At 68.7% G+C, this 8,663-nt stretch carries 6 protein-coding genes and 1 pseudogene; 1 reads left to right on the top strand and 6 read right to left on the bottom strand.

All coding sequences use genetic code 11. From position 1 onward, the window contains the following. From pgl to tkt, 5 genes are all read right to left on the bottom strand, one after another. The coding region (gene pgl, locus NM2_RS46550) for a 6-phosphogluconolactonase (RefSeq protein ID WP_067684146.1) at window positions 1-580 on the bottom strand (580 nt) is incomplete at its 3' end. A gap of 121 nt (window positions 581-701) precedes the next feature. After that, a complete protein-coding gene (gene opcA, locus NM2_RS46545) occupies window positions 702-1,610 on the bottom strand; it encodes a glucose-6-phosphate dehydrogenase assembly protein OpcA (RefSeq protein ID WP_369690377.1) in 909 nt (302 codons plus the stop codon). Next, window positions 1,607-3,079: a glucose-6-phosphate dehydrogenase gene (gene zwf, locus NM2_RS46540; RefSeq protein ID WP_218026140.1), complete on the bottom strand. Its 1,473-nt coding sequence runs from the start codon at window positions 3,077-3,079 to the stop codon at window positions 1,607-1,609. The genes opcA and zwf overlap by 4 nt, the downstream gene beginning before the upstream one ends. A gap of 95 nt (window positions 3,080-3,174) precedes the next feature. Then, entirely contained in the window at window positions 3,175-4,302 is a 1,128-nt protein-coding gene (gene tal, locus NM2_RS46535; RefSeq protein ID WP_067684137.1) for a transaldolase, read from the bottom strand. Between the two features lie 5 nt (window positions 4,303-4,307). Continuing rightward, window positions 4,308-6,452, bottom strand: coding sequence for a transketolase (tkt, locus tag NM2_RS46530; protein ID WP_067684135.1), 2,145 nt, complete (start codon window positions 6,450-6,452; stop codon window positions 4,308-4,310). Window positions 6,453-6,891: 439 nt separating this feature from the next. Here tkt and NM2_RS46525 point away from each other — a divergent pair, with 439 nt between their 5' ends. Continuing rightward, window positions 6,892-7,875, top strand: a complete 984-nt coding sequence (locus tag NM2_RS46525) for a heme o synthase (protein ID WP_067684132.1) — start codon at window positions 6,892-6,894, stop codon at window positions 7,873-7,875. Between the two features lie 336 nt (window positions 7,876-8,211). Here NM2_RS46525 and NM2_RS50590 read toward each other — a convergent pair. Beyond that, window positions 8,212-8,663, bottom strand: a pseudogene (locus NM2_RS50590) (hypothetical protein); the annotation flags it as partial.

Genomic DNA, 8,663 nt, shown 5'->3' with positions numbered 1-8,663 from the left:
CGTGGCGGGTACGCCGGACCGCGGGCAGGGTCAGGGTGATGCGCACCGGCGGCGGTTTGGGCGAATCCGTCACCGCCACAACGAGTTCGTGCTCCTCGCGGACCGCATCGGTGTGCGGGAACAGCGAATTGATGTGCCCCTCACCGCCCATGCCCAGCAGATGCAGGTCGAACGCACCGTATTCGGCCAGGTGGGCGTGCACGGTTGCCGAGTACTCGGCCGCCGCCTCCACCGGGTCCGGATATTCGCCGTCCGAGGCCGCCATCGGGTGCACCCGTGAGGGATCCAGCGGTACGTGATCGAGCAGAGCCGTGCGGGCCTGCAGATCGTTGCGGTCCGCATCGCCCGCCGGGACGAACCGGTCGTCGCCCCAGAACACCTCCAGGCGCGACCAGTCGATCCCGCCGGGAGATTTGCGGACGACCTCGAGCAGTCCGATCCCGGTGCCGCCACCGGTCAGCACGACCGAGGCAACGCCGCGCTCGGCCTGCGCCGCGGTCACCACGGCGACGAAACGCGCCGCGGCGGCCGCCAGCAGATCCTCGGTGCTCGGGTGGACTTCGACGGTCGGTTCGGTCATCGATCACCTCTCGAGGGGTTCATCCCCGCTCGCGCGGGGAGCACTTTTCGGTTGTCGGCGCACGTGCCGCCCGGACAGGTCCATTGCGGAACGGTATGTGCCGCAATGGATTCGAGGAAACCTACTCGTAGATCACCTTCTCGATACCCGCGAGCGCATCGGCGTAGATCACGTCGGAATCCAGCCGGCGCAGCTCCTCGGCCAGGCAGTCGTTGGTCTCCCGCCGGGCCAGGGCGAACCGCTGACCGGGCTCACCGGTACGGGTCAGCGTCGCGGTGCGGCCGGTCTGCGGACGCGAGATCGCGATCGAGACGTTCGGCCGGTGCAGTTCCACCCGCAGCTCACCGGTGCGCCGCCGCACCGGGCACCCCAGCCGGGCGGCCAGCCAACCGGCGAGGATGTCCAGCGCGGGTTCCTCCGCCAGGCCCGACACCGTCACCGATTCGACCGCCTCGAACGGCGGCTCGTCCAGCGCCGAGGCCAGCAGTGCCCGCCAGGACGTCACCCGGCTCCAGGCCAGATCGCTGTCGCCGTCGGCATAGGACTCCAGCCGGCCCTTGATCGCGGCCTGCGGGTCGGCCGCGAAGGTGGAGTCGGTGATCCGGCGAATCGCCAAGCGCCCCACCGAATCCTGCGACGGGACCTGCGGGGCCCCGCGCGGCCACCACGCCACCACCGGTGTATCGGCCAGCAGGAACGGGATCACCATGCTGGATTCGTGATTGACCAGCTCACCCTGCAGCCGAAGCACTATCACCTCGGCCGCGCCCGCATCGCCGCCGACGCGGATCTGCGCGTCCAGCTTCGTTTCGGCGAACCGGTCGCCACGGGCGAGCACGATGACGCGGCAGGGATGCTCGCGGCTCGCGTCGTTGGCCGCGGCGATGGCGTCCTCCGCCTCGGAACTGTCCAGTGTGCACACCACCAGCGTGAGGACCCGGCCCACGGTGACCACGCCGCTGGTCTCACGCAACTTGATCAGGCGCTTGTTGACCGCCTGGGTGTCGGTGTCCGGCATGTCGACGATCACGGACGCCGCCATTCCCGCCCGCTGCGCGCGAGCATCTCATCGGCCGAGGACGGACCCCAGGTGCCGGACTCGTACGGTTCGGGTTTGCCGTTCGCGGCCCAGTGCTCGAGGACGGGATCGAGGATGCGCCAGGACAATTCGACCTCCTCGTTGACCGGGAACAGCGACGGCACGCCGAGCAGCATGTCCAGGATGAGCCGCTCGTAGGCCTCCGGCGAGGATTCGGTGAACGCCTCGCCGTAGCTGAAGTCCATGTTGACGTCGCGCACTTCCATACTCGACCCGGGCACCTTCGACCCGAATCGCAGCGTGATGCCCTCGTCCGGCTGCACCCGCACCACCAGCGCGTTCTGCCCGAGTTCCTCGGTCATGGTCTGGTCGAACGGCAGATGCGGCGCGCGCTTGAACACCACCGCGATCTCGGTCACCCTGCGGCCCAGGCGTTTTCCGGTGCGCAGATAGAACGGCACGCCCGCCCAGCGACGGGTTTCCACATTGAGCGTGATCGCCGCGTAGGTCTCGGTGCTGGACTGCGGGTCGAAACCCTCCTCGTCGAGCAGCCCGACGACGTGCTCGCTGCCCTGCCAGCCCTCGGCGTACTGCCCGCGAGCGGTGGTCTCGTCCAGCGGCTCGACCAGCTTCGCGGCCTGCAGCACCTTGATCTTCTCGATCTGCAACTGACGCGGGTGGAAGCTGATCGGATCCTCCATCGCGGTCAGCGCCATGAGCTGCAGCAGATGGTTCTGGATCACGTCGCGGGCCGCGCCGATACCGTCGTAATAGCCTGCGCGCCCGCCCAATCCGATGTCCTCGGCCATCGTGATCTGCACATGGTCGACATAGCTGGAGTTCCAGATCGGTTCGAACAGCTCGTTGGCGAAGCGCAGTGCCAGCAGGTTCTGCACCGTCTCCTTGCCCAGGTAGTGATCGATCCGGAAGACGGTCTCCTCCGGGAACACCTCGTTCACCAGGGCGTTGAGTTCCTTTGCGCTGTTCAGGTCGTGACCGAACGGCTTCTCGATGACCACCCGCCGCCACGGCTGGCGCTTACCCGGACCCGGATCCTGCGCCTTGGCCAGACCGGTGCGGGAGAGCTGCTTGAGCACCTGCGGGAAGGCGTTGGGCGGAATCGACAGGTAGAACGCGTGATTGCCGCCCGTGCCGCGCTCCTGGTCGAGCCGGCCGAGGGTCGTCGCGAGCTGGGAGAAGGCCGCGTCGTCCTCGAAGGTGCCCTGGACGAAGCGGATGCCCTCGGCGAGCTGGTCCCACACCTCCTGGCGGAAGGGGGTGCGCGCATGCGCCTTCACCGCGTCGAGGACGACCTCCGCGAAATCCTCGTCCTTGTAGTCGCGGCGAGCGAAGCCGACCAGTGCGAAACCCGGGGGCAGCAGCCCCCGGTTCGCCAGGTCGTAGATGGCCGGCATGAGTTTCTTGCGTGAGAGATCACCGGTGACACCGAAGATCACCATGCTGCAGGGACCCGCGATCCGGGGCAGCCGCTTGTCGCGTTCGTCGCGCAGCGGATTCCCCGGTACGGCCTTCGTCTCCTGGGAGGCCACGGGCGCTACCGGTTCCCGTCGAGTTCGGCGGTGGTGGCGGAAAGCAGTTCCGCCCAGGACTTCTCGAACTTGTCCACGCCCTCGCGCTCGAGTACCTCGAACACGTCGGCCAGGTCGACGCCGGCGGCGGTGAGCCGGTCGAAGACCTCCTGAGCCTCGGCGCCCCTGCCGGAGACGGTGTCGCCGTCGAGCGTGCCGTGGTCGGCGAAGGCCTCGAGGGTCTTCTCCGGCAGGGTGTTGACCGTGTTGGGGCCGACGAGCTCGGTGATGTACATGGTGTCCGAGTAGTCCGGGTTCTTCACGCCCGTGGAGGCCCACAGCGGACGCTGCGCGTTCGCGCCGCCCGAGGCGGCCAGGTGCGCGAAGGTCGAGGTGTGCTTGCCACCGTCGAAGACGTCCTGGTAGGCGGCATAGGCCAAGCGCGCGTTGGCGATTCCCGCTTTGCCGCGCAGCTCCAGCGCCTCGGGTGTGCCGATGGTCTCCAGCCGCTTGTCGATCTCGGTGTCCACGCGGGAGACGAAGAACGAAGCGACGGAATGGATCTTGGCCAGGTCGTGCCCGGCGATCTTCGCGTTGCGCAGACCGTCCAGGTACGCGCCCATCACGCTGACGTAGCGCTCCACCGAGAAGATCAGCGTCACGTTGACGCTGATGCCCTCGCCGATGACCTTCGTGATCGCGGGCAGGCCCGGTTCGGTCGCGGGGATCTTGATCAGCAGGTTGGGCCGGTCGACGATCTTCCACAGCTCGATCGCCTGCGCGACGGTCTGCTCGGTGTCGAACGCCAGGCGCGGGTCGACCTCGATGGAGACCCGGCCGTCGACGCCGCCGCTGGCCTCGAAGGTCGCGGCGAACACGTCGCAGGCGGCGCGAACGTCGTCGGTGGTGATGGTGCGGATCGCCGAGTCGACGTCCGCCCCGCGCGCGGCGAGCTCCTTGACCTGCTCGTCGTAGGCGTTGCCCTTGCTCAGGGCGCCTTGGAAGATGGTCGGATTGGTGGTGACGCCGACGACGCTGCGGGTGGCGATGAGGTCGGCGAGGTTCCCGGACCGGATGCGGTCCCGTGACAGATCGTCGAGCCACACCGACACACCCGCGGCGGACAGTGCGGCGAGGTTCTCATTCTGTGTCACTGCGCTTATCCCTTCACCTTGTCGAGTGAACGCTGAGCGGCCTCGACCACGGCATCAGCGGTGATACCGAACTCGCGGAACAGTGTCTTGTAATCGGCCGAGGCACCGAAGTGCTCGATCGAGACGTTCTCACCGGCGTCGCCCGAGAACCGGTGCCACGGCATGGCGATTCCGGCCTCGACGGTGACACGGGCCCTGATCTCCGGCGGCAGGACCTGGTCGCGGTAGGCCTTGTCCTGCGCGTCGAACCACTCAACACACGGCATGGACACCACGCGGGTGCCGATACCCTGCGCCTCCAGCCTAGTCCTGGCCTCGACCGCGAGCTGAACTTCCGAACCGGTGGCGATGAGGATGGCCTGCGGTGTGCCCGTGGACGATTCGGCCAGCACATAGCCGCCGCGCCGCACGCCCTCGTAGCTGGTGCCCTCGAGCACCGGGACGTCCTGACGGGTCAGCGCCAGCGCGGACGGGCCATCGATGTGCGCGCCGTCGGCGGGGGTGAAGTGCGAGTGCCGCTCGGCGCTGTCCAGTTCGAGAATGGTCCGCCAGGCGTGCGCGGTCTCGTTCGCGTCGCCGGGGCGGACCACGTTCAGGCCCGGGATGGCGCGCAGCGCGGCGAGGTGCTCGATCGGCTGGTGGGTGGGGCCGTCCTCGCCCAGGCCGATGGAGTCGTGGGTCCACACGTAGATCGCCGGGACGCGCATCAGCGCGGCCAGGCGCACCGCGGGGCGCATGTAGTCGGAGAACACCAGGAAGGTGCCGCCGTACGGGCGGGTCGGCCCGTGCAGGGCGATGCCGTTGAGGATCGCGCCCATCGCGTGCTCACGCACACCGAAGTGCAGGGTGCGTCCGTACGGGTTCGCCTTCCACATCCCGGTCGAGATCGAGTCGGGGCCGAAGCTAGGCGTCTCGGGCATCGTGGTGTTGTTGGACTCGGCCAGGTCGGCCGAGCCGCCCCAGAGTTCGGGCAGCACCGGCGCGAGGGCCGCCAGCGCCTTGCCCGACGCCTTGCGGGTCGAGGTGCCCTTCGGATCGGCATCCCAGGACGGCAGCGTCTCGGTCCAGCCCTCGGGCAGCTGCCGCGCCTGCAGGCGATCGAACAGCGCCTTGTTCTCCGGGTTGGCCTGCGCCCAGGCGTCGAAGGAGTCCTGCCAGGCGGCGCGGGCGGCCTTGGCGCGCTCGGCGACGTTGTTGCGGGTGTGGCCGATGACCGCGTCCTCGACGTCGAAGGACTTCTCCGGATCGAAGCCCAGGGCCCGCTTGGTGCCCGCGACCTCTTCCGCGCCCAGCGCCGCGCCGTGCGCGGAACCGGTGTTCATCTTGGTGGGCGCCGGGTAGCCGATGATGGTGCGCAGCAGGATGAACGAGGGCTTGTCGGTGACGGCCTTGGCGGCCTCGATCGCGGCCTCGATCGCCACGACGTTCTCCCCGCCCTCGACGACCTGCACATGCCAGCCGTAGGCCCGGTAGCGCGCGGCGGTGTCCTCGGAGAGCGCGATGGTGGTGTCGTCCTCGATGGAGATCTTGTTGTCGTCGTAAATCACCACGAGATTGCCCAGCTGCTGGGTGCCCGCGAGCGAGGACGCCTCGGAGGTGACGCCCTCCTCGATGTCGCCGTCGGAGGCGATGACGTAGATGAAGTGGTCGAACGGGCTGGTCCCGGTCGCGGCGGACGGATCGAACAGGCCGCGCTCACGGCGTGCGGCCATCGCCATGCCGACCGCGGAGGCCAGACCCTGGCCCAGCGGGCCGGTGGTGATCTCCACGCCCGCGGTGTGCCGGTACTCCGGGTGGCCGGGGGTCAGCGAACCCCACTTGCGCAGATTCTCCAGGTCGCCGAGCTCGAGCCCGAATCCGGCCAGGTACAGCTGGATGTACTGGGTGAGACTGGAATGCCCGCAGGACAGCACGAATCGGTCGCGGCCGACCCACTCGGGATCGGTGGGGTCCAGGCGCATGACGCGCTCGTACAGCGTGTACGCCAGCGGCGCGAGGCTCATCGCGGTGCCGGGGTGACCATTTCCGGCCTGCTGCACAGCGTCCGCGGCGAGCACGCGGACCGTGTCGACGGCCTTGGTGTCCAGTTCGGTCCAGTCGTCCGGATGGCTCGGCTGGGTGAGGGAGCGGATGTCGTCTGTGACTGACACGACCGGGGTTCTCCTGACCTTCTCGTCAACTTCAGCGGCGGGTTCGGGCTGTGTGCACCACCCTAGAGGCCCGGTCCGACAGGCGCGGAGGGAACCCTGCCGGATCGGAGTACGCGTCCGGACCGATTGCGGCGCGCGGGCGATCGGCGACGTGACGCGGGCGTGTCGACCGGATACCCCGGTCACGGTTGCCAACTCGTGGCGGTGGCTGATTCATCCGCGCCGGAGACAAGTCGTGCCGGTCGTACGGGTGACGTCGAGCCCACGGCAGGGACAGGATTCGCGGCGGGCGGTGCCGGAGCGCATCCCGCCTAGGTCTACCATCGTGTGTAGTAGTCGGCCGCGCCGCCGGAAGTGTGCCCTGGTCCAGGGTAGTACCGCCGAGCCGGGCGCGCTGGCGGTTCCGAACCGGATCGAGCACCACCTGCGAGGAGAAACAGTGCGGATTGGGCAACAGCCGGGTGGTGCGCATGGTTCTTCCGGGACGGTGCTCGCTGATCGTGTCACCGGTACCGGGCCGCTGGCGGCGCTCACCCGCCGCGTGCTCGCCTACATCGCGCTGACCAAACCGCGCGTCATCGAGCTGCTGCTGGTCGCGACGATCCCGACGATGCTGCTGGCCCATCGCGGCCACGTCGACATCGGGCTGATCCTGGCCACGCTGTTCGGCGGCTGGATGGGCGCGGCGAGCGCGAACACGCTCAACTGCGTCGCCGACGCCGATATCGACAAGGTCATGAAGCGGACCTCGAAGCGGCCGCTGGCCCGCGAGGCGGTGCCGACGCGCAACGCGTTCGTCTTCGGCCTCACGCTCGGCCTGGGCTCGTTCGCATGGCTGTGGTGGCAGGCGAATCTGCTGTCCGGCCTGCTGGTCGTCGCGACGATCCTGTTCTACGTCTTCGTGTACACCCTCGGGCTCAAGCGCCGCACCTCGCAGAACGTGGTGTGGGGCGGCGCGGCCGGATGTATGCCGGTGCTGGTGGGCTGGTCCGCGGTGACCGGCACGATCGGCTGGCCGGCGATCGTGCTGTTCCTGGTGATCTTCTTCTGGACGCCGCCGCACACCTGGGCGCTGGCCATGCGCTACAAGGAGGACTACCGCGCGGCCGGGGTGCCGATGCTGCCGGTGGTCGCGACCGAGAAGGCCGTCACCAAGCAGATCGTCATCTACACGTGGCTGACTGTATTGGCCACGCTGGCACTGATTCCCGCGACCGGTGTCATCTACGCGGCTGTCGCCCTCGTGGCGGGCGCCTGGTTCCTGCTCATGGCGCATCAGCTGTATTCCGGTGTGCGCCGGGGTGAATCGGTCAAGCCGCTGCGACTGTTCCTGCAGTCGAACAACTATCTCGCGGTCGTATTCTGCGGCCTGGCAGTGGATTCCGTACTCGGCTGGCACTCGATCGGCCACACGCTCTTCTGAATTTTTGGCCTCCGCTTCGCTCCGGCGGGTTTTTCGGCGCCCTGTGGCTCGTCGTTGCGCGGTCGAGACTCGGCCTTCGGCCATGCGCTTCGACCGCGCAACGACGAGCCACGCCGAAAAACTTCGGAGTCGGCGTTGTTGAGCTGACTGTTCCAGCGCACGGAGACGCTTCGCCGCTGAGCACGTTCGAGGTGGTCGGGTAGGCGAGGCGCGTCACGAGTTGTCCCGGACGAGCCGTAGTCAACCGGGGTGACTGTCGTGGTGTGCGCGTACCGACGAGCCTGGCGGCACCCGGTCCGCCCGAGCGGGCGGAAGGCATGGGTGCCGGAACGCCGACTACCTACCCGGGCAGGGCTGTAGCGGGTAGCAGGCCGGGGCGATCGTGTCGGACGGGATGGTGGGGTCGGGGGTGGTGGTGCTGGTGGGGGTGGTGAACTCGTCCGGTTCGGAGGTGGTGACCGCGGGGCCGGTGCTGGGGTGTTTGCTGTTGCCGCCGCCGGTGCAGGTCGCCGCGACCGCCAGGACGATCACCAGGAACGCCAGCAGGATCAGCGGGACGATGCTGCGGCCGCGACGACGCGGCGGCTCGGGTGCCGGGCGCGGGTCGAACGGGACCGAGTACGGCTGTGCTTGGGTGGGGTACGGCGGTGCGGCGGAGAAGGATTCGCGCGGCTGCTGGGCGGGGTTCTGCTGAGGAAAACCCGGCTGCGGGACTTCGCGAGGCGGCGCCGAGTGCTGCGCCGGTGGCGGCTGCTGCGGTGGCGGCGGTTGCTGCGGCCGCGGACGCG

Origin of the sequence: Nocardia miyunensis NBRC 108239 (assembly GCF_001613065.1) — a bacterium.
Taxonomy (GTDB): domain Bacteria; phylum Actinomycetota; class Actinomycetes; order Mycobacteriales; family Mycobacteriaceae; genus Nocardia; species Nocardia miyunensis.
The sequence above is the reverse complement of the archived record's forward strand: the minus strand, read 5'-3'. Positions and strand labels throughout refer to the sequence as shown.

Excerpts from the sequence above, each read along its gene's own strand:
- zwf (WP_218026140.1), bottom strand. The coding sequence starts at position 3,079 with ATGGTGATCTTCGGTGTCACCGGTGATCTCTCACGCAAGAAACTCATG.